Source organism: Pseudomonas brenneri, assembly GCF_007858285.1.
Taxonomy (GTDB): Bacteria; Pseudomonadota; Gammaproteobacteria; order Pseudomonadales; family Pseudomonadaceae; genus Aquipseudomonas; species Aquipseudomonas brenneri.
Map to the genome: position 1 here is coordinate 92,377 of NZ_VFIL01000001.1, position 19,643 is coordinate 112,019.

The 19,643-nt window shown below is 61.0% G+C and carries 19 protein-coding genes; 8 read left to right on the top strand and 11 right to left on the bottom strand.

Annotation, left to right across the window (positions count from 1 at the left end; translation table 11 throughout):
- The first annotated feature begins 192 nt into the window (after window positions 1-192).
- Window positions 193-1,632 (top strand): FAD/NAD(P)-binding protein, encoded by a 1,440-nt coding sequence (locus tag FJD34_RS00415; RefSeq protein WP_090291246.1) that lies wholly within the window; start codon window positions 193-195, stop codon window positions 1,630-1,632.
- Here FJD34_RS00415 and FJD34_RS00420 read toward each other — a convergent pair.
- From FJD34_RS00420 to FJD34_RS00435, 4 genes are read right to left on the bottom strand one after another with little or no spacing between them, the layout of a single operon-like run.
- On the bottom strand, window positions 1,629-2,897 hold the full coding sequence (locus tag FJD34_RS00420; RefSeq protein WP_032861335.1) for an efflux RND transporter periplasmic adaptor subunit: 1,269 nt from the start codon (window positions 2,895-2,897) through the stop codon (window positions 1,629-1,631). The genes FJD34_RS00415 and FJD34_RS00420 overlap by 4 nt on opposite strands.
- A complete protein-coding gene (locus FJD34_RS00425) occupies window positions 2,887-4,368 on the bottom strand; it encodes a TolC family protein (RefSeq protein WP_065943117.1) in 1,482 nt (493 codons plus the stop codon). The genes FJD34_RS00420 and FJD34_RS00425 overlap by 11 nt, the downstream gene beginning before the upstream one ends.
- Window positions 4,361-5,560 (bottom strand): ABC transporter permease, encoded by a 1,200-nt coding sequence (locus FJD34_RS00430; RefSeq protein WP_090291245.1) that lies wholly within the window; start codon window positions 5,558-5,560, stop codon window positions 4,361-4,363. The genes FJD34_RS00425 and FJD34_RS00430 overlap by 8 nt, the downstream gene beginning before the upstream one ends.
- Window positions 5,557-6,264: an ABC transporter ATP-binding protein gene (locus tag FJD34_RS00435; RefSeq protein ID WP_032861329.1), complete on the bottom strand. Its 708-nt coding sequence runs from the start codon at window positions 6,262-6,264 to the stop codon at window positions 5,557-5,559. Before FJD34_RS00435 ends, FJD34_RS00430 begins: the two co-directional genes overlap by 4 nt.
- A gap of 353 nt (window positions 6,265-6,617) precedes the next feature.
- Between FJD34_RS00435 and FJD34_RS00440 the strand changes: the two genes are divergently transcribed.
- Window positions 6,618-7,373 (top strand): TetR/AcrR family transcriptional regulator, encoded by a 756-nt coding sequence (locus tag FJD34_RS00440; RefSeq protein WP_032861327.1) that lies wholly within the window; start codon window positions 6,618-6,620, stop codon window positions 7,371-7,373.
- 202 nt (window positions 7,374-7,575) lie between these two features.
- Here the strand turns inward: FJD34_RS00440 and FJD34_RS00445 are convergent, their stop codons facing one another.
- Both FJD34_RS00445 and FJD34_RS00450 read right to left on the bottom strand, forming a co-directional pair.
- Window positions 7,576-8,640 carry an FUSC family protein gene (locus FJD34_RS00445; RefSeq protein ID WP_032861326.1) on the bottom strand — a complete coding sequence of 355 codons (1,065 nt, stop codon included), beginning with the start codon at window positions 8,638-8,640 and terminating at the stop codon, window positions 7,576-7,578.
- Between the two features lie 102 nt (window positions 8,641-8,742).
- Entirely contained in the window at window positions 8,743-10,368 is a 1,626-nt protein-coding gene (locus tag FJD34_RS00450) for an NADP-dependent glyceraldehyde-3-phosphate dehydrogenase (protein ID WP_090291244.1), read from the bottom strand.
- Window positions 10,369-10,508: 140 nt separating this feature from the next.
- Between FJD34_RS00450 and FJD34_RS00455 the strand changes: the two genes are divergently transcribed.
- Window positions 10,509-11,375 (top strand): Dyp-type peroxidase, encoded by an 867-nt coding sequence (locus FJD34_RS00455; protein ID WP_032861324.1) that lies wholly within the window; start codon window positions 10,509-10,511, stop codon window positions 11,373-11,375.
- A 38-nt stretch (window positions 11,376-11,413) separates the two neighbouring features.
- On the opposite strand, the gene FJD34_RS00460 is transcribed toward FJD34_RS00455, so the two are convergent.
- Window positions 11,414-11,935, bottom strand: a complete 522-nt coding sequence (locus tag FJD34_RS00460; protein ID WP_032861323.1) for a DUF3087 family protein — start codon at window positions 11,933-11,935, stop codon at window positions 11,414-11,416.
- A gap of 187 nt (window positions 11,936-12,122) precedes the next feature.
- Complete coding sequence (locus FJD34_RS00470; RefSeq protein WP_032861322.1) at window positions 12,123-12,365, bottom strand: DUF6555 family protein; 243 nt, start codon at window positions 12,363-12,365, stop codon at window positions 12,123-12,125.
- Window positions 12,366-12,526: 161 nt separating this feature from the next.
- Between FJD34_RS00470 and FJD34_RS00475 the strand changes: the two genes are divergently transcribed.
- The 4 genes from FJD34_RS00475 (at window position 12,527) to FJD34_RS00490 (ending at window position 16,560) form a co-directional block, all read left to right on the top strand.
- Window positions 12,527-13,360, top strand: a complete 834-nt coding sequence (locus FJD34_RS00475) for an arylamine N-acetyltransferase family protein (protein ID WP_032861320.1) — start codon at window positions 12,527-12,529, stop codon at window positions 13,358-13,360.
- Between the two features lie 145 nt (window positions 13,361-13,505).
- Complete coding sequence (locus FJD34_RS00480; protein WP_032861319.1) at window positions 13,506-13,874, top strand: c-type cytochrome; 369 nt, start codon at window positions 13,506-13,508, stop codon at window positions 13,872-13,874.
- A gap of 77 nt (window positions 13,875-13,951) precedes the next feature.
- Window positions 13,952-15,280 (top strand): D-arabinono-1,4-lactone oxidase, encoded by a 1,329-nt coding sequence (locus FJD34_RS00485; protein WP_162237651.1) that lies wholly within the window; start codon window positions 13,952-13,954, stop codon window positions 15,278-15,280.
- 68 nt (window positions 15,281-15,348) lie between these two features.
- Complete coding sequence (locus tag FJD34_RS00490) at window positions 15,349-16,560, top strand: DSD1 family PLP-dependent enzyme (RefSeq protein WP_162276355.1); 1,212 nt, start codon at window positions 15,349-15,351, stop codon at window positions 16,558-16,560.
- 112 nt (window positions 16,561-16,672) lie between these two features.
- Here FJD34_RS00490 and FJD34_RS00495 read toward each other — a convergent pair whose 3' ends face one another.
- Entirely contained in the window at window positions 16,673-17,611 is a 939-nt protein-coding gene (locus FJD34_RS00495; RefSeq protein WP_065943109.1) for a SphA family protein, read from the bottom strand.
- Window positions 17,612-17,828: 217 nt separating this feature from the next.
- Between FJD34_RS00495 and FJD34_RS00500 the strand changes: the two genes are divergently transcribed.
- Entirely contained in the window at window positions 17,829-18,854 is a 1,026-nt protein-coding gene (locus tag FJD34_RS00500; protein ID WP_065943108.1) for an AraC family transcriptional regulator, read from the top strand.
- Window positions 18,855-18,953: 99 nt separating this feature from the next.
- On the opposite strand, the gene FJD34_RS00505 is transcribed toward FJD34_RS00500, so the two are convergent.
- Window positions 18,954-19,292 (bottom strand): DUF6388 family protein, encoded by a 339-nt coding sequence (locus FJD34_RS00505; RefSeq protein ID WP_090291243.1) that lies wholly within the window; start codon window positions 19,290-19,292, stop codon window positions 18,954-18,956.
- A gap of 32 nt (window positions 19,293-19,324) precedes the next feature.
- Window positions 19,325-19,552: a hypothetical protein gene (locus tag FJD34_RS00510; protein ID WP_223232678.1), complete on the bottom strand. Its 228-nt coding sequence runs from the start codon at window positions 19,550-19,552 to the stop codon at window positions 19,325-19,327.
- Window positions 19,553-19,643 lie beyond the last annotated feature (91 nt).

Consider the following 19,643-nt stretch of genomic DNA (forward strand, 5'->3'; position numbering starts at 1 on the left):
TTATTGGGCTTTTCAACCTTGGCGTAACTCCTGCAATGGACCAGGCCTGGCTATTTAACGAAAGAAACCGGCCCCCAATCGCTCAGTGTCGATGCAAATTTTTCAGCCAGCGGAACCACCGCAGGTGTCAGATACTGGGCGCGGGGCAACTGGCATGCTATTTATCCGGGTAAACGGTAAGGGCGTATTTTCATGAGTGAAACCGAACGCGGACAGGCGACTGGGGCCATTCGAAAGGCCGATGTGCTGATCATCGGTGGTGGCCTGAGCGGCACGATGCTGGCCGTGCAGTTGCTGCGTTTGCCGGGCGCCCGGCAGATTCTGCTGATCGAGCCGCGCGCAGAACTTGGGCGCGGCGAGGCCTATAGCGCGGTAGAGTTGGGGCACACCCTCAATGGCAATGCCGCGCGCATGAGTGTGGACCCGGACAATGCCGATGACTTGACCCACTGGTTGACCGAGTACATCGCCGCTGGCGGCTGGCCGGAATCGGACCGGCAACATGTGCCTGTCAGCGAGCTGTTCCCACCCCGGGGGATCTTTGGCCTGTACGCGCAACAGCGTCTGGCCCAGGCTCGGGCGGGATCGGCGTCAACGGTGGAGCATATTCGCGCCGAGGTCGTCGACGTGCAGGTGGAGCCGGCCGGTGTGCGCCTGACCCTGGATGACGGCCAACAACTGCACGGTGCCCAGGCCGTGCTGGCCACCGGCATGTTCCCGGCGGCGCGCACGCCACAAACCCAATCCAGTGGCTTGAATGCGGCGGCAGTGGACCCGTGGGATGTGCACGCCATGACGCAACTGGACCCCCAGTCGACTGTGCTGATCATCGGCTCCGGCCTGACTATGGTCGATGCCGTGGTGTCACTGGAGCAGGCTGGCCATCGCGGGCCGATCGAAATTTTTTCGCGCCATGGCCTGCTGCCCCATGTGCGCCGGCAACCACCGGCCTGGGTGGACTTTCTCGCTGAAGATCACAGCCTGCGCAGCCCGCTGCAATTACTGCGCGAAGTGCGCCGCCAATGCCAGAGCGCCCTGGCCCAGGGCATCGACTGGCAAGCGCCACTGGATACCGTACGTGCCCATATCGGCCGTTTATGGAGCCAGGCCAGCGAACGCCAGAAGCGCCAGTTCGTACGCCATGTACGGCCCTGGTGGGAGAGCCATCACCATCGCTCGCCCCCCCTGAGCGCCGAGTTGGTAGCGCGGCTGCATGAGGAAGGGCGCCTGCGGATCCAGGCGGCATCGTTCCAGGGCCTTGAACCCACGGTAAACGGCGAAGTGACCCTGCGCCTGCGCCGTCGTGGCGAACAGCACACCACCCACGTCAGTGGCGCGGCGTTGATCAACTCCAGCGGTATCGAATATGACTGGCGCCGCGTGGCCCGGCCGTTGCCCCGGCAACTGCTGGCACGTGGCTTGATCAAGCCTGGGCCATTGGCCTTGGGGATTGCGGCGGATGCATCGGGGGCGGTGCTGGACGAGCAGGGCGTGGTCAGTGAGCGGTTGTTTGCCATGGGCCCACCGCTGCGCGGCATGTGGTGGGAGAGTACGGCGGTGACGGATGTGGCGCTTCAAGCTAAAGCGTTGGCATCAACGTTAACGCTCCTACAAAAATGGATCTGCGTTTAATTTGGGGGCGCATCCATTTTTACGAAACCGGGCTTGAGCCCGAACACTTCCACGCCCTGCGCGGTGGACTGGCCGGTGGTGACCGTCACCCGTTCCACCGGCTTGTCCATCGCCGCCCGGTACTCCACGCTCATGGTCCCGGCATCCTGGCTGATCGCCTGGGCCGGCACGATGATCGCCTGCTCATTGTTATAGGTCACGATGGTCAGGCGGGCGCTCATGCCCAGGCGGACCCTTTGCAGCTGTTTCTCGGTCAATTTGGGAATGGACAGGGTCACCTGGAATTGCGCGCTGCCCTGGTTATCATTGGCGATCGCCAGGCCGCTGACCACACTGACTGAACCACTCAGGTGCTCGCCATCAAAACCGTCGCCCATGACCTCCACCGGCTGGCCCTGATGCAATTGGTTGATATCCAGTTCCGAGACTTTGGCGACGATCTTCAGGCGTTCGATATTGGCCAGCCCGAACAGCACCTGGCCCTGGCCGACCTTGCTCCCGGCCTGTACCGGTGGGTTGCTGTTACCGCCGCCCTGGGGGCTGTTGCTGCCTGGCGCGGGCACGACGATCCCGGAAAACGGTGCCTTGACCTCCTGGCCTTCGAGCAGTTTGCGCAGGGCCTCGTACTTGACCGTGGCATTGGTCAATTCCATGTCTGCAATCTGCCGGTACTCGCCCTTGCCCTGGTCCAGGGCCTGCTGCAGTTCGCTGCGGGCAGCGCTGAGGTCCAGTTGTTGCTGCTGGGCCTGTTGCTTGAGGTCGTCCAATTCATTGCGCGGGATGATGCCGCGCTTGAACAGGTTTTCGCTTTCAAGCAGTTTGCGCTGGGTGTTGTCAGCACTCATTTGCGAGGTGCGCAGGCTGCGCCGGGCGCGGCTGACGGTTGGGCCGGCGTCCCAGTCCTGCATTTCCTGCACGGTACGCCGGGCTTTGAGTTGTGTGGAGAGGGCTTCGCGCAGTTGCACTTCAAGGGTGGCAGGGTCCATGCGCAACAGGACCTGGCCAGCTTCGACCCGTTGGCCCTGTTCCACCAGGTTGGCTTGCACGTTGCCATCGAAGGGGGCCGTGAGGGTCATGGTGGTATCCGGTTCGATCTTGCCTACCAGACCGATCTGGTGCACCAGGGAGTCACTTTTCACCTCCAGCCATTGCTCGGCTGTGCCAGCCTGATCGGCGGCAGGCGTTGGTCGACTGAGCAGCGCGAATCCGGCAGCGCCCAGCAGTATCAGCAGTCCAGCGCCCAGCAGGGCTTTTCTAGTAGTCATTGAGGGCGATTTCCCAACTTTCCAAGGTCATGCCCAGCGTCAGGTCGAGCTGGGTCTGGGCATTCAAATAAGCAATCAGCGCATTGAGGCGGGAGTTTTCGGCACTGCGCAAGTCAGCTTCGAAACTCAGCACCTGGAAGTTGGTGGAGCGCCCGGCGCCAAGTTTTTCCCGCTCGATCTCGATCTTGCGCCGGGACAGTTCCACGGCCCGCTGGGCAATTTCATACTGGCGCCAGCGGGTGCCAAGGTCGCGCACCACGTTATTGACGCTGCGCTCCAGTTCCTGGCGCGCGTCGGTGATCAGGATGGCCTGGTTCTCCACATCGACCCGTGCGCGGACTTCAGCCTGTCGGGTACTGATATCGCCGATGGGAATACGCACCTGGACACCGGCATAACTGTCCCAACGCCGATTGCTGGTGCTGCCCGCGTCGTTATCCGTGTTGGCGCGGATCTGATTGGCCCCACCCACCAGATCGACCTGCCAGCGCCCGGAATCCTTGGCGATCACCAGGTTGAGATCAGCCTGCTGGCTGCCCAGCAGGGCCGCGAGGTATTCAGGTTGCTGGTTCTGCGCCAGGTTGAAGGCTTCGCGTTTGTCGATGTCCATGCGCGAGGCTTCCAGGGCTTCGGTGGCACGGATCGGTGTCGCCAGGTCCAGAGCCAGCAGGCGCAGCAACGACAGACGACTCATATCCAACTGGTTCTGGGCTTCCTCGACACTCAATTGCTGCGAGGCGATGTCGGCTTCGGTCTGGACGATTTCGAACTCGGCCATGCGCCCTGCATTGATCAACGCCTTGTTTACCTCCAGCAGGGTATTGGAACGCTTGAGCGCTTCCTGGGCGATGCTCAGTTGCTCCTGGGCCCGCAGCAATTCACGGTAGGTGGCGATGATCTGGCTGATGGTCTGTGCGACGTTGGCCTTGAGGTTCAAGCGGTTGGCCTGTTCGGAAAGACGCGACAAACGTAGCGGTGCAGTGGTGGCGTCCCAGCCGGCACCGCGCATCAGCGGCTGGATGACGGCCAGGTCCAGGCCGTCGCTGCGGTAGCGCCCGGCGCGGTTGGCATTGTTCAGTTGTTGGGTCCAGCCCATGCTCAGCCGGGTGCCGTATTCGCCAAGCAAGCTGGTGGTGGGTGCCAGGTTGGCATTCCGGGCGCGGTCGTCGCTGCCCTGGGTGGTGCGGTAGGCACTGTTGAGTACCAGCTTGGGGTTGAAGGCGTCTTCGGCCACCCGCAGGTCGAACTTCTGTGCCACCCGTTGCAGGTACGCGCTGCGAATCGCCGGGTTGTTGCGCAGGCCCAGGTACACCGCATCGCCCAGTGTCAGGGTGGTGAGTTGGGCATTGAGTGAGACACTGCGCTCATAGCCGCTGCGGGTGGTGGTTGGCGCCGAAGGGCGGATCACGATGTCGGCGGCCACACAGGGCAGGCTTGCCAGGGCGATCAGCAGCAGCAGGGGTTTATTCATCACGCAGGGCCTCCACTGGCTGCAAGCGTGACGCCGAAATGGCCGGGTAGATGCCGAAAAACAATCCCACCAACAACGTACTGCCCACGCCCAGGGGCAGGGCCGAGACGGCCAGGGAAAACTGCCAGCCCGATAGCCAGGCGTAGAGATAGGCCGCCCCCATGCCCATTACCGCGCCACACAGCGCGCCGACGGCGGTGAGGGTGACGGCTTCGAGCAGGAACAGGTTGCGGATATCCCGCTGGCGAGCACCCAGGGCCATGCGGATACCGATTTCCCGGCGGCGTTCCGAGACGTTCATCAGCATCACATTCATCACGCCGACCCCGCCGCCCACCAGGGAGATGGCCCCCAGGGCCAGCAATAGATAGGCGAATGTGCGGCTTTGCCGGGTCATGCCGTCGATCATTTGCTGGGGGATCTGGATCTCGACGGTGTGGTCCATGAGTTGAGCGCTCATGGCTTTGGTGGCATCGGATGCGATGCGCTCCATGTCCTGGCCTGGCGTCGCGCGCAGGACCACACTGCCGACCTGCGGCGAGGAATAGATACGGCGCATTCCCGCTGCGGGGATGAACAGTGACTCGTTGGTTTGCACTGGAATCAGCATCGAGCGCGGTTGGTTCTGCAGGATACCGATGATGAGGAACAGATAGTCGTTGACCCGTACCCGATCGCCCAGGCGCAGCGGGTCACCGGGCATGCTCAACGCTTGGGCGATCTGATCGCCGACCACCGCGTAGGTTTCGCCGCTGTCGAACTCGGACAGGAAGCGACCTTCGCGCAGCGCCAGGCGCATGGCGTCCTTGAGGCCGGGGGTGCTGCCAATCAAGCCGGCGTTGGTGGTGCGACCATGAAAGACGACCGGCCCGCTAAACGAGGAAATCGCACCGATGTGGGCGATGCCTGGCACAGCCTGGCGTACGGCCTGCAGGTCCAGGCTGGTTGGCATCGGCACGGTGCTGTTGCCCTTGGGCGGGAACTGCGCCACCAGGGTATCGGTGCCCATGTCCTTGAAAATCATGGCTGCATCTTCGGCGGCGTTATGCCCGATATTGATCAGCGCGACCACCGATGAACTGCCGATGACGATCCCCAGCAAGGCCAGGATGGAGCGCTTGCCCAGGGTTCGCAGGCTGACAAACGCTTCGTGCAGCAACTGGCTCAGGCTCTGTTCGACCCTCAGGCTCATACGCACTGCGCCTCATGGACCACGCCATTGCGTACCAGGATCTGGCGATTCAGGCGTTCGGCGATATGCGGGTCGTGGGTGACGATGATCAACGTGACGCCTTGCTCGTGGTTCAGGGCCAGCAGCAGATCCATGATGTCCTGGGCGGTGTGGCTGTCGAGGTTGCCGGTGGGCTCGTCAGCCAGGATCACCGCCGGCGCGCCCACCAGGGCCCGGGCAATCGCCACCCGCTGGCGCTGGCCGCCGGACAGGTCGGCGGGGCGATGATGGGCCCGTTCGGCCAGGCCTACCTGCTCCAGCATATGCAGGGCGCGCGCCACCGACTCCTGGCGCGATACGCCGCGATAACTCAGGGGCAGGGCGACATTGTCCAGGGCGCTGAGGCGTGGCAGCAGGTTGAAACTCTGGAAGACAAAGCCGATCTGCTGGTTGCGGATGGCGGCCAGTTGATCCGGCGTGGCGTTGAAAATGTCATGGCCGGCGAAGCGATAGGCGCCGCAGTCAGGCAGGTCCAGCAGGCCGAGGATATTGAGCAGGGTACTTTTGCCGGACCCGGAGGCGCCGAGGATGCCGCAGCTTTCTCCGCGGGCGATGGACAGGTTGACGTCATTGAGAATGGCCAGGTGTTGTCCGGCCAATTGATAGCTTTTACCGATGCCTTGCAGAGAAATAAAGCCTGGGAGCGTTGGGGTATCTGTCATCATGACTACGCCTTGCGCTTTGGCAATCCGGCGCACCCTGAAAATATTTGTAACATCTTCAGGGCCTGCGGTGTGGCTGCCAACAGCTGGTTTTTATTCTTTTTTTAAAAACATTGTTTGAATAGTAACTGTGATCCAGCGGCTTCGCCAGCTACAGACATAGAGCGGTTTTTCCCGTGGCAGAGCCGATGCCAACCGCTGGAAAACGCCTGGGCCTACTCTTTGGAAACCGTTTAAAGGGCGACCAGCAATGCGTTTGGATAGTAGGGTGCAGTGTCACTGCTTGCTTTCGCGCACCCGCCCCGGTATAAAAAATCAAATTTTGTTTTAAAACATATTTCCCCCGTGGAACTTATATGGTCGCGAAGAAACTCAGCGCTCCAAATGTAACCAAGACTCGACTGCTGGATGCGACAGAGGCTCTTTTCATCAAGTACGGCTACGACGCCGTGTTGTTGCGGCAAATCACCGAGAAGGCTCAGGTCAACCTCGCCGCGGTAAATTATCATTTCGGGGACAAGGACTCCCTGATGAAAACATTACTGATGCAACGCCTGGAGCCGCTCAACGAGCAGCGCCTGGAGTTGCTTGCCCGCTGCGAGGCCGAGTCTGACGGCCCGCTCGATTGCGATACTTTGCTCGGTGTTCTGTTCGCCCCGGCCATGGGCCTGGAGCGCAGTGATCCGGCCAGCGGTGAAGGGCGCTCCTTCATCCGCTTCCTCGGCCGGGTCTACAGCGATACTTCGCCGTTCATCCAGGAATACCTCAAGGTCCACTACCAGCCGGTGTTCCAGCGCTTCTTCGAAGCCTTCGCCCTGGCGTTGCCCGACCTGCCGCGCAATGAGCTGGGGGTGCGTCTGCAATTTGCCCTGAAGGCGATTTCCGGGGTGATGGCGGGCACCGAACTGCGCCTGCTGATGAACTCCATGAGCCTGGGGCGCCCGGCCACGGACGCGGAAGTCATGGCCAAGCTGATCACACTGGTCTCGGCGGCCATTCGTGTGCCGCAGCAAAGCCCTGAAGCCGAAACCGCGCTGGCGCGGGTACTCGATACCCAGCGCGCAATTCGCGAACAGTCCACCATGCCGGCCAGCAGTAAAGCCGCGCGCTGATCCATTCAACACAAGCAAGTACGGGAGCAGGACAGCTCCCGTGCGGCTTATCAAATCGCGCGCAAAAAAAAGCCCGCTGGGGCGGCGGGCTTGATGTGCAACGTTTGTAACGGATGAGGCTTCACACTACGTCTGCGGATGTGAATAAATCGTGAAAAAAATGTAAGAGAAAATGTAGGAATACGTTTTTGTGTAAAAGGCTTCAGATCTTCCACGCCTTGGCGCTTTTCGCCAATCGTGCGTGCATCGCGTCGACATTGGCCGCCAACTGCGCGGTCAATAACCGATAGCCATCCAACGCGCTGTGCACGGGAGCTTCCAGGGCGGCTTGCGTAACCGGCACCGCCTGGCCGGGGCGCTCCAACCGCTGTGTGGCGCCTGATTGCAGGGCCCGCGCCATCCCGATCAGCTGCACGCGAATCTGCCGATGTTGTGTCTTGAGCGCCAACTGCACGCGCGCCATGGCCTGCTCATCCCGTGGATCAGGGCGGGTATTGCCAAGAATTTCCAGCGTGCTGATGCACAGGCGCAGATGCCGTTGGATCGCGTCCAGCTCGGTCATGGAGATCCGCACTTCCTTGGACACCGATGGCATCAGCGAACGCAATTGCAGCATCGCCGCATTCAGGCGATTGAGCAGCTTGAGATGCTCATCATCGGTAACCGACTGGCCGCTGATGATCCGGCTGTAGAGCGTGGCGCAATCACGCAGGGCGCTGGCCAGGTTATAGCGCCAGGAATACACCGCATACAGCGGCAGGGCGAAGGAAAACGCCAGGGCCAGGGCGATGCCGATCAAGATGTCGACGGTGCGCCACAGGCCGTCGGACAGTGGGTTGTCCCCGTGGCCGGCGACGATAAACACGGTGATCCCTGATAGCAGCGCTGTGTACCCACCCTTGCCGATGGCGTGATAGGAAAAGAAGCCGCATACCACTGACATCAACAGGTAGGTCAACAATGGTTGGCCGAGGTAAGCCTGCTGCGCCACCAGCAGCAGGCCAACGCTGGCACCGATCAGCGTGCCATAGGCCCGCTCCACGGCTTTCTTGCCGATATTGCCGTGATGCTGCAAGCCGCCAATCACTACCAGCATGGTCACCGACGCCCATTCACCGTGGGGCAGGTTGATACCGGTGGTCAGCAGAATGGTTGCGAGCAGGCCGATGGAAACCCGTATGGCGTGGATCAGCTTGGCGTGACGATAACGACGATAGGGATCGAGCAGTGGCCGCAACAGGCGGCGGGCGAAGGGCGGCAGATTCATCGGGATTAAGAGGGCCTCATCTGGATGTGGGAGCTGGCTTGCCTGCGATAACATCACCTGCACTGAGGTGCCTGCATCGCGGGCAAGCCCGCTCCCATAGGGTTAGAAAATATAGTCGGTGGTCAGGAAGCTCGACGCTCGGTCACGAATGATATCGCTGATCAGCGCCTTATTGCTGTCCTGGAACTTGGTTGCCACCAGGGTGCGGATTGAAAACACCCGCAAGGCGTCATGCACCGACAGTGTGCCCTCGGCCGAGTTCTTGCGGCCATTGAACGGGAACGTATCGGGGCCGCGCTGGCATTGGGCGTTGATGTTGATCCGGCCCACCTGGTTGGCGAAGGTGTCCACCAGGCGCCCGACCTGTGCCGGGTCGGTGCCGAATATACTCAGTTGTTGGCCGAAATCCGATTCCAGGACGTAGTCGATCACCGTGTCCAGGTCGCGGTAGGGCACGATGGGTACCACCGGGCCGAACTGTTCCTCGTGATACACACGCATCTGTGGGTTCACCGGGTACAGCACCGCCGGGTAGAAGAACGAGCCACGGCTGGCACCGCCATTGGTGTTCACCACCCTGGCCCCGTGTTGCGCGGCATCGGCCACCAAGCCGTTGAGGTAGTCGACCTTGCCCACCTCCGGCAACGGTGTCAGCGATACACCGTCCTCCCAGGGCATGCCCGGTTTGAGGGTGGCGAGTTTGTGGTTGAACTTCTCGATGAAACGCTCGACCACGGCTTCATGCACAAACAGGATTTTCAGCGCGGTGCAGCGCTGGCCGTTGAAGGACAGCGAGCCGGTGACGGCTTCGTTGACCGCGTTATCCAGATCGACCTCCGGCAGTACAATGCCGGGGTTTTTCGCATCCAGTCCCAGTGCTGCACGCAGGCGGTGTGGGCGCGGGTGCAGTTTTTTCAAATCACTGGCGGCCTTGTTGGTGCCGATAAACGCAAAGATATCCACCTTGCCGCTGGCCATCAGCGCACTGACCGTCTCACGGCCGCTGCCATAGATGACGTTGATGACACCGGCCGGGAAGCTGTCGCGGAAGGCCTCCAGTAATGGACGGATCAGCAGCACACCGAGCTTGGCGGGCTTGAACACCACGGTGTTGCCCATGATCAGGGCCGGGATCAGCGTGGTGAAGGTTTCATTGAGCGGGTAGTTGTAGGGGCCCATGCACAGCGCCACGCCCATGGGCACGCGGCGGATTTGCCCCAGGGTGTCCTGCTCCAGTTCAAAGCGGCTGGAGCGACGGTCCAGTTCCTTGAGGGCATTGATGGTGTCGGTGATGTAGTCGCAGGTGCGGTCGAATTCTTTCTGGGAGTCCTTGAGGTTCTTGCCGATTTCCCACATCAGCAGTTTCACCACGGCATCGCGCTGTTCGCGCATGCGCCGCAAAAACGCCTCGACGTGCTGGATACGCTCGACCACGCGCAGGGTTGGCCATTGGCCCTGGCCACGGTCATAGGCGCGCACTGCGGCGTCGAGGGCGAGCAGGGCGGTCTCGGCATCCAGCAGCGGCGTGCTGCCGATAATGACCGCCGTGTCGCCGTCAGCGCCCGCCAGTTGGACTGGGCTGCGGACCTGGGCCAAGGGGCCATCCCAGATATGCAATTGGCCGTCGACCAGGTAGTCGCGTTGCTCGATGGGGGCGGCGAGGCGAAATTGTTCGGGAATGTCATCGGCGGTGGGAAACAGATTGGCAAGCAGGTGATTGGTGGTCATGTCGCTACCCCTGGAGTGGTTGCACAGCTTGGGTCAGAGATTCCTCCATCCGAGGGCTCTGTTGCAAGGCTTACACGTATTTCCCTACGCACAGTGGGGCTGTGCCGGGTAAACTACGCGGCTTTCTTGAAGGAGTTCATATGAGTCAGTACCAGCCGGGCATTCTTGCCGCACCGGTGCCGTTGCAGGCACGCCATCTGTTTTTTACCGTCGAGTCCATCGACGCTGTGCCGGCAGCGCTCGACGCATTGGTGCAGTTGGTCGACTCGGCAGTGGTGGTGGGTTTGGGTGAGCCGCTGGTCAAGGCACTCGGCGTGCACATCGAAGGGCTGCGCAGCTTCCCGCATACCTCGGGGCCGGGCGCCAACAACCCGTCGACCCAACAGGCCTTATGGTGCTGGCTGCATGGCGAAGACCGGGGTGAGTTGCTGCTGCGCAGCCGGGCCTTTGAAAAAGCCCTGGCGCCGGCATTTCGCCTGGTGCAGATGACGGAAGGTTTCCGCTACAAGACCGGCTTCGACCTGACCGACTACGAAGATGGCACCGAAAACCCCCACGACGATGCGGCAGTCGAAGCTGCAGTCGCAGGCAGCGGCGCCAGTTTTGCCGCGATCCAGCAATGGCAGCACGACCTGGACGGTTTCGCCGCCTTGCCGGCCCAGGAGCGCGACCACATCATCGGTCGTCGCCATGGCGATAACGAAGAACTGGACGACGCCCCCGAGTCCGCCCACGTCAAGCGCACCGCCCAGGAGAGCTTCAGCCCCGAAGCCTTTGTGGTGCGCCGCTCCATGCCTTGGGCGGAAAATGGCCAGGCGGGGTTGATGTTCCTTGCGTTCGGTCACTCTTTCGACGCCTTTGAGGCCCAATTGCGCCGCATGAGCGGCCTGGAAGACGGGATTGTCGATGGCCTGTACCGCATCAGTACGCCGTTGACCGGTGGCTACTACTGGTGCCCGCCGCTCAAGGATGGGCATCTGGACCTGAGCGCGATCGCCGCCGTCTGATCCCTCCTGTAGGAGCCCGCAAGCGGGCTCCTACAAGATCAACTGTCCTTCATGGCCTCCAGCCACGCCGGGTCCAAGCGCGTTTGCTCTGCCTTGATCCCCAGCGCCTTCATCTGCGCCTTATGTTGTTCGATCTCGCTGACCAGTTGCACCTGTGCGCTGGAATTGGCATCCAGGTCGTGCATCTGCGTCAGTCCCAAGTGATAGAACCGCAGCAGCTTCATCGCTGTCGGATCGTTGGCCTGTGCCCGCTCGGTCACCTTGTGCATGATGTTCGTCACCCGCATCAGGTTGCGCTTGAGCTGCCAGCCATAGATCGCCGGCGCCAGCCAGGCCTTTGACCAGAGCGGGCCACGCACCAGGGCAATGGTCAGCACGACGCCAGCCACCACACCACCGACATTAAAGCGAAAGTTGTCGCCGCCGGGCTCGCCAAACAGCATCACGGCCAGGCTCGACAGCAGCATGGCCAGGGCAATGAAGATGACTGCGACGATCAATGTGCTGCGGCGGGTCTGCTGACGATAGGTTTGCGGATCGACAGGTTTGATCTCAAACATGCGGGGGGCAGTCTCCATGAGCCAAGTAGGGGTATTGCGCGGGGCGGCATCTTCTCATGGTTTGTGGTTGGGCGTGGGAAAGTTGAACGATAGTGGTCGTGCATCCAGCGTAGGCGCTGGTTTGCCAGCGATGGGGCTCTTGAGCCCGGCGTATCCGCCGAGATCGTCATCGCCGGCAAGCCGGTTCCTACAGGTGCTTGGGTGCGATCCAGGTAACCTCGGTGATGCCGTACTTTTCCGCCCATGGACGGGTGGTTTTCTTGGTGCGCTCATGGCCAGGCCGGCCAATACGCCCGACGTGGGCCACCCCGGCGTCACAGCTGGCCCAGTGCCATGCTTCGGCGTTATTCATCACCTCCGCCCGCACCACAAAGGATTTGGGTTCGCCATGCAGCCTGTATTGGATGGTGTAGATCGTTGCCGTGCTCATATCGCCTCCCTGTTTTGATATGGAGTTGATGCAATCAGGCTCACAAAGGTTCAGAAAGTTTGTGCCGCATTCCTACGCTCGGTTGCTCCAGATCTGTATTGGCAGCGACCACGGTTAAGGGTATTAGTGAACCCCTTCGCCTCGCGCCCAAGGATCGCGCCATGTCCCAGGAATCTCCTCGCCTGACCCACAGCCGCCTGTACCTGCAACGCCTGGGGTATGACACCCCGCCAGCGGCCACGCTGGAGACCTTGGCGCAGTTGCAATTGCGCCATGTCACGACCTTCGCTTTCGAAAACCTCTCGGTTCTGTCGCGGCTGCCGGTGTCCCTTGATTTGGCCAGGATCGAGGAAAAAGTCCTGTTCGAGGGGCGGGGCGGTTATTGCTATGAACTGAACCAGATGTTCCTCGCATTGTTGCAAGAGCTGGGCTTCGATGCGCGGGGAATCACCGGCCGGGTGGTGATAGGCGGGCCGCCTGATGCACACACCGCGCGCACCCATCGCCTGAGCCTGGTGACCCTTGAAGGTGTGCGCTACATCACCGATGTCGCATTTGGTGGCATGGTGCCGACCAGCCCCTTGCAACTGGACAATCAGGCGCCCCAGGCCACGACCCACGAACCCTACCGCCTGACCTTGAGCGAGGGTAGCTACACCCTGTGGGCCCAGGTTGCGCAAGAGTGGCGCGGGCTGTACGTGTTCGACCTGCAGTCGCAGTCGCATTTCGACTATGAAATCGGCAATTGGTATGTCTCGACTCATCCCGACTCACCGTTCATCCAACAGTTGAAAGTGGCGCTGATCGGGCCTGGCCTACGGCGCACGTTAAACAATGGCAACTACGCAGTTCATCATTTGGGCCGTGACAGCGACAAGCGCACGATCACGGATGTCGAGGAACTGTTGGCACTGCTGCAAGAATCGTTTGGCTTGCGCGTGCCCGAACACCCACAACTACGCCCGCGACTGGCGCAATTATTGGCCGATACCTGATGGAGCGGCTCCAGAACCTTCGATGAAAGGGCGGGCCCATCCTGTCCGCCCAAGCCCCCTTTGTGTCCCCCAATACCCTCAACGCCATGCCGCTGCTGACTTAGTGTGAACCCAGCTCTTCACACACAAAACAGAGAGGGTGGCTATGTGGTCTACGACCCCCCGCCGCATTGGTCTGTTGCTGGCCTTGCTCGGCCTGCTAGCAGCCTGTGACGACAAATCGCAACATCCCCCACAGCGTGCGGTAGTGAGCAACGCGATGCCTTCCGATCCGGCCCTGGCCCAGCTCTACGACAGCAGTTGCAAGCTCTGTCATGCCAACCCGGCCTCCGGTGCGCCGCTGACGGGTGATAGCCATGCCTGGAGCCCGCGTGTCGCACAGGGCGCGGACACGCTGCTGGACCATACCCTCAACGGCTACAACGGTATGCCGCCGATGGGCCTGTGCATGCAGTGCTCGCAGGAGCAGTTCCTGGGGCTGATCAGTTTCATGGCTGGTGTTCACATCCAATAAGAATAATGGGGTAGGTGATGGTGCTTTCACGCAGGCAACTGTTACAGCGCTCGGCCGTGGCCGGTGCGTTCATGGCAATGAGCAGTAACCCGGCACTGGCCCAGTTGGCCCGGGCGCCGCGGTTGATACCCTGGCGCAACTGGTCGGGGGCACAGAGTTGCCTGCCCCTTGAGCGGCTGGCACCCAAGGACCTGGGAGAGTTGGTGCAGGTCATTCGCCAGGCTCCGGGCAAGATTCGCCCGGTGGGCTCGGGGCATTCGTTCAGTGCCTTGGTGCCGACAGATGGCACGTTACTGTCGCTGAGTTTTTTCAATGGGTTGCTCGACCATGATGCCAGCACCCTGCAAGCCACCTTCGCCGCTGGCACGCCCATGTCGCGCATGGGCCCGGCACTCAAGGCAATCGGCCAGGCGCTGCCGAACATGGCGGACATCGACTACCAGACCCTGGCGGGTGCCATCGCCACCTCGACCCATGGCACCGGGGTTGGGTTTACCTCGTATTCCGCCGGTGTCACTGGCCTGCAACTGGTCACGGCCCAGGGCGAGGTGCTGGACTGCGACGCCGAGCGTGAGCGCGAGCTGTTCAATGCGGCTCGGGTGTCACTGGGCGCGCTCGGGGTGACCACCCGGGTGCGTTTGCAAAACCGCGAGCCTTACCGCCTGCGGGAGCGCCAATGGATCGCCAAGACTGAAGAGCTGCTGGAGGATGTGGCGAAAAACACGCGGGAGAACCAGCACTGGGAAATGCTGGTGGTGACGCATTCCGACTACGCCTTGTCCATCGCCCTCAACGAGACCAGCGACGCTCCAACCCCGCCGATCGACTCGGCAGAGGAGGGTGGCAATGAGTTTGTATCGATTATTGAAAACCTCGACAAATATGTCAGCGACTTTCCCGAAACGCGCCGTACGTTGCTCAACAGCCTGCGTTATTTCGCCAGTTTCCAGGAGCGTGTGGCGGAGTCGTTCGAAATCTACGCCAACGTGCGCAATGTGCGTTTCAACGAGATGGAGTATTCGGTGCCTGCTGAGCACGGCCCGGCCTGCCTGCGGGAAATCCTCAAGCTGATCCGCGACAAGGACCTGCGGACCTGGTTTCCCATCGAGTACCGCTACGTCAAGGCTGACGATATTCCCCTGAGCATGTTTGAAGGTCGCGACAGTTGCTCTATCTCGGTGCACCAGCACTACACCATGGATCATCACAATTTTTTTGCCGCCGTCGAGCCGATCTTCTGGAAATACGCCGGGCGGCCACACTGGGGCAAATTGCATACCCTCAACGCCCGCACGTTGCAGACCCTGTATCCGCGCTGGAATGAGTTCACTCGGGTGCGCCAGGCCCTGGATCCCGATGGCAAATTCCTCAATGCACACCTGTCATCTATCCTGGGAGTTGCCTGATGAATCGCAGAAACTTCATGGCCGGCACCCTGGGCGCCGGTGCCTTGCTGGTGGCGGGCGCGGCGTTGCTGCGCCCGACTGACCGGGGGTCGCCCTACAGTGAGTATTTTCGCCAGTTGAACCAGCAGCTCAAAGCCCATGGGCCGATGCGCCCGGTGCTGTTGGTCGACCTGGATTGCCTGGACCACAACATCGACATCGTGATGCAATCGGTCCGGCGGGGCGGCAAGCACCTGCGTCTGGTGGAAAAATCCCTGCCCGCACCGGGCTTGCTGGCCTACATTGCCAAGCGTGCGGGTACCCAACGTCTGATGTCTTTTCACCAACCCTTTCTCAACCACGACGCGCAGGTGTTTCAAGGCGCCGATATTCTGCTGGGCAAGCCGTTGCCGGTGCGTTCTGCCGAGCTGTTCTATCAACGCCACCAGGGGCCATTCGATCCTGCCCGGCAATTGCAGTGGCTGCTGGACACGCCGCAGCGCCTGCAACAATACCTGGCGCTGGCCCAGGGGCTGGGGACACGGCTGCGGATCAATATCGAGCTGGATGTGGGCCTGCATCGCGGCGGTATCAGCGATAACGCGGTGCTGGGGCAGATGCTCGGGCTGATCCAGGCGCACCCGCAGCACCTGGAGTTTGCCGGCTTCATGGGCTATGACCCGTTTGTCGGCATGGGCGTGCCGGGCATCCTTGGCTCGCCCCAGGCGTTGTTCGATAAGGTCATGCTGCGTTACAACGCCTTTGTCGACTTCACCCGCCAGCAGTTTGCAGGCCTGTGGCATGACGGCCTGACACTCAATACGGCAGGCAGCCCCAGCTATCGGATACATGAGCAGGAGCAATTAAGCAGCGAAGTCTCGGTGGGCACAGCCATGCTCAAGCCCACGCATTACGATTTGCCATCCCTGGGCGAGCATGTGCCAGCGGCCTATATCGCTACGCCGGTCCTCAAAAGCACGGGGGCGGTCAATATTCCTGCACTGGACGACAAGTCCCGGCTGTTGTCCTGGTGGGATCGCAACCAGCGCGCCACGTTCTTTATCTATGGCGGTAACTGGATGGCCGAGTTCGAGTCACCCTCGGGGCTGCAAAGCAATGGGTTGTACGGCCGCAGCTCCAACCAGGAGATGGTCAATGGCTCGCCGCAGGTGGGCTTGAACGTCGACGACCAGGTGTTCTTGCGCCCGACCCAGACTGAGTCGGTGCTCCTGCAGTTTGGCGACCTGCTGGCGGTGCGTGACGGCAAAATTGTCGAAAGCTGGCCGGTATACACCGGATAACGTCACGCATCCCAGGCAGGAGCCGGCTTGCTGGCGATGACAGCCGTTAGAACACCGCAGGGTGTCAGGTACCCAACGTCATCGTTAACGGCCATCGCGGGCAAGCCCGCTCCTACAATGCAAACGGAATCGTCAGCTTGGCCCACAACATGTCGCCTTCCGGGCGGTTCTCGACATCAAACTCCTTGGCCCAACGGATCTCCCCGCTGGCGTACTTGAGAAAGGTGAAGTACACCGCAGGTCCAATCGCAAATACCTGGCCGCGTACCCCGTCGTCGACCGCTTCGCCGTAGATATTGGTGACGGTGCGTCCGTACTGCTTATCGTCAGTCGTCTGCTTGAGGTAGTAGCCATTGATGCCCAGGCTCACGTTGTCGGTCACTTTGTAGCTGGCCGAATAATCAAAGTGGAAAATCTGCCCGGAGCGGTAGTCCGTAGCGTGGTTTTCCTTGTTGAAACTGTAGGTGGTCTTGATCGACAGTTCCGTGCGCTCGTTTGGCAGCCACGTTGCCGAAACCAGCGGCTTGTAGGTGTAGAAGTTGTTGCTGGTGTTGGCCAGGCGTGAAGCATCGTATTCCCCAGTAGGCACCGTGATCTCCACGGCGGCGGCCAAGGTCAGGTTTTTGCCCATGTCCCACAGGATAATCGGCGCGATAGTTGTGTCACCCATGCTTTCACGTTGGTCAGACATGCCAAACAGCGCCACTTGTTGCTTGAGGTACGGCTGGGCGATGTAGCCGCCCAGCCGCCCGCCCAACACCCGCAACGGGCTCAGGTAGTCCAGGCGCGGAATGATCGCGTCCGAGCGGATCTTCACCTGTGGCACCTTGCCCCCGAGCGAGCTGATATCCAGCTTCGTGGCTTCATAGTGGTTGTAGTAGAGGTTGAAGGCGAACATGTGGTCCGGCAGGTGATCGACATCCAGTGGCAGGATGTAGAAGCCGTCGGTACCTGTACCGATATTGTCCACGCCGCCTTCTGTGGCCAGGGTCGACAGGCTGATAAGGGCCAGGGCAAGGGGGAAGGGGGCAAGCGCGCGGGTCGGGTTCATGTCTGGGCTCATTATTATTGTTAGAGGGCCGGCCCTCATTGGAGCCGTGCCCATAGAAATAAGCCCTTGGCGCCCCAGAGGGCAGGGTATTGGCGGCCACATAGGGGGGCTTTGCCGGACACTGTTCATTCAGAGTGCGGCGAAGCTTGCAAGCACCTATGATTATCAGGATGTTTCTAAAACAATAACCGGGCATAGAGTCGGGAATCGCAGATCCATGCACAGCAAAACCGTTGATCCACACTACGAATTGGCGCTGGTGTCACCGTTTCTCCTGCAAACCCTGGGGCAAGTCGTCGCACAAAAGGGCGCCAGTGCCGAGCATCTGTGCCGTGGCCTGGGGTTTACCCTGGCGGACCTGGACGATCCGGCACTGCGAATTTCCTATCGCCAGGCCGTGGCGATGATCCAGCGCGCACTCAAGGTCCTGCCTGACCAGGGGTTGGGCCTGTGTGTCGGCAATCAGAATGTGCTGGGCACCCTGGGCCTGCTGGGGCATGTCATCTCGTTGTGCAAGACCCTGCGCGATGCGTTTGCCGTGGGCGAGCGGCACCAACACACCTCCGGCGGTATCGCCACCTCACGGACCCATGAAAGCGCCCAGGAGGTCATGGTCGAGGTTGAATGTCTGTTGCCTTATGCCGAGGTTCAGGTGTTTGCCGCCGAGGAGTTCTTTGCCAGCCTCATGGTCTACGGCCGCACACTGGTGGGCAGCGAATTCAAGCCATTGCGCATGGAGTTCATGCACGCGCCGCCGTTGTATGCCGCCGAGTATCAACGTTTGTTCGGTGACGATGTGCGCTTTGGCTGCCTGCACAACCGTATGGTCCTGGAGGCACGCTGGCTGGACGTGTCCCTGCCGAATCACCATGCCCTGGCATTGCGTCAGGCCCTTGGCCTGCTGGAGTTGGAAAGTGCCCAGCTACACCGGAAAATGGACCTGATCCAGGCGGTAGAGCGTGCTATTTCCCGCGACTTGCAGGGCAGTCAATTGGAAAAGGTCGCCAGTGACCTGAACATGAGCGGGCGCACACTGCGCCGGCGCCTGACCGACCACGGGCTGACATTCGAGGCGTTGCTGGAACAGGCTCGTCGCGCCCGGACCATGGGGTTGTTGAGTAACCCTGGCCTGTCCATCGAGCGTATTACCCAAGAGGTGGGCTACAGTGACGTACGCAGCTTTCGCCGGGCGTTCAAGCGGTGGACAGGGCTCAGTCCCAGTGCGTTTCGCAGTGTGGGGTGAGGCCCAGTGTCAAACCCTGGACCATCACTACTGACCCGTTGCAAGCGGCAATTCAGTGTGAACACTCTGTGGTGGGACACCGGTTCACTGACCGCGCGGTTAAGGAGAACCGTCAGCCAGGCCATGGAGCTGACAGTATTCATCCCACGCCAGGCCTGCCATTTGGGCCACTTCCTTATGCACTTCCAGGCGGTTGGCCTCGAACTCCTGTGGCGACTGGCTGATCAGTTGCAGCGTCAACTCCCAGGCAAACAGGTTCTGGGACTCTGCCTGCGCCTCGAAGGCTTCGTGCAGGCGTTCGGCACGGTATTGCGCCATGGTTTCGCGCTTGGCCTGGGCGGCCAGAGGGTTCAGCGTATCCAGTTCGGTGCGCAACTCGGGATGCTGGCTCAAGAAGATGTCCAGGGCCAGCCGATGGTTTTCGCCAGGTTCAGACAAGGGGTTACTCCCGGAGCATAGGTTGCGCGACCTCAGGATGAGGTTTGTTCGTAACGGCTTTTACGTCGGGCGCGTTTACGCAGCCGATTGGCAGTCCACTGTTGCAGGGGATCCAGCAAGAAAAAAAACAGGTAGGCGGCGAGTACCAGGGTCAAGTCGACCCAAGTCTTGCTGATAGGTCCTTCCACCGCTTCGACGGCGGCTTTGATAGAGAACAGTACGGCGACCCCACACAGCCAGAGCACTGTCGTGAAAGCCAAAGGTCGTGCGCGATTTGAAAGCCTGCCTTGCATGTCGAATACATCTCCCTGAGAACGCTGGGTCAGTTGGTGTGCCGAGACCTGCGGGGTA